At 71.9% G+C, this 707-nt stretch carries 1 protein-coding gene; it reads left to right on the top strand.

Annotation, left to right across the window (positions count from 1 at the left end):
• Nucleotides 1-505: dephospho-CoA kinase (gene coaE / locus CCN37_RS38530; RefSeq protein ID WP_086830285.1), on the top strand; the 505-nt coding region annotated here is incomplete at its 5' end.
• Between the last annotated feature and the right edge of the window lie 202 nt (nt 506-707).

Genomic DNA, 707 nt, shown 5'->3' on the forward strand with positions numbered 1-707 from the left:
TCGCGAGGTGGTCGAGCCGGGGACTCCTGGACTGGCCGCCGTCGTGACCGAGTTCGGCCCCGAGGTGCTGACCGCCGACGGCCATCTCGACCGGCCCAAACTCGGCGGGATCGTCTTCAACGACCCGGAGCGGCTGAGCGCGCTGAACGCGATCATCCACCCCCTGGTCCGGGACCGCTCCGCCGAGCTGCAGGCGGCGGTCGCCCCCGATGCCGTCGTGGTCCATGACGTCCCGCTCCTGGCCGAGAACAAGCTGGCCCCGCTCTACGACCTGGTCATGGTCGTGGACGCCACGCCCGAGACCCAGCTCGACCGGCTGGTACGGCTGCGCGGCATGGCCGAGGACGAGGCGCGGGCCCGGATGGCGGCACAGGCCACCCGCGCCGACCGGCTGGCGATCGCCGATGTCGTGATCGACAACAATGGCCCGATCGAGGCGCTGGAGCCGCAGATCACCAAGGTCTGGGCGGATCTGGTGGCGCGGGCGGCCGGCGCGGAGGGCTGAGCGAGGGGCGTGGCGCGGAGCGTGCGGGGCTGAGCCGGGGCGCGGCGCGGAGCGTGCGCGCGCCCGTGGCGGGGAATGCGGCGTGCGGGGTGATTGTTGTGGTCCTCGTAGCGAACGATCATCCGTGACAGTTCATCCCATCCCCTCACCCGATCCACCGCCTCATCACCGAGCACGTACCCGGGGAAGGAAACGGCTGTGC

It is taken from the genome of Allokutzneria sp. NRRL B-24872 (genome assembly GCF_002155965.1).
Classification (GTDB): domain Bacteria; phylum Actinomycetota; class Actinomycetes; order Mycobacteriales; family Pseudonocardiaceae; genus Allokutzneria.